The organism is Bacillus pretiosus (genome assembly GCF_051294775.1).
GTDB classification, from domain to species: Bacteria; Bacillota; Bacilli; order Bacillales; family Bacillaceae_G; genus Bacillus_A; species Bacillus_A wiedmannii.
Genome location: NZ_JBPPHF010000390.1, coordinates 1 through 291, shown reverse-complemented (window position 1 = coordinate 291; position 291 = coordinate 1). Strand labels below are relative to the sequence as shown.

Here is a 291-nt window from a genome sequence, read left to right as displayed (position 1 = left end):
CTGATTTACTACTTAAAATCTCTTCAACTTTCCCCTGGCTAATAATCGAAAAAGCTTCTCTTCCGATACCTGAGTCCATAAATAAATCCATAATATCATTCACTCTACATGATAGTTTATTAATATAAAAATCACTATCACCAGAACGAGATACACGACGCGTTACACACACCTCATTATATTCAATCGGTAAACGTTGATCTTCATTATTTAAAGTTTTTGTTACTTCAGCAACATTAACTGCTCTTCTCGTATCACTGCCTGCAAAAATAATATCCTCCATCTTTGCAC

The 291-nt window shown here is 34.0% G+C and carries 1 protein-coding gene; it reads right to left on the bottom strand.

Translation table 11 applies throughout. From position 1 onward, the window contains the following. The coding region (locus tag ACSG5Z_RS31405; protein ID WP_435712905.1) for a hypothetical protein at positions 1 to 291 on the bottom strand (291 nt) is incomplete at both ends.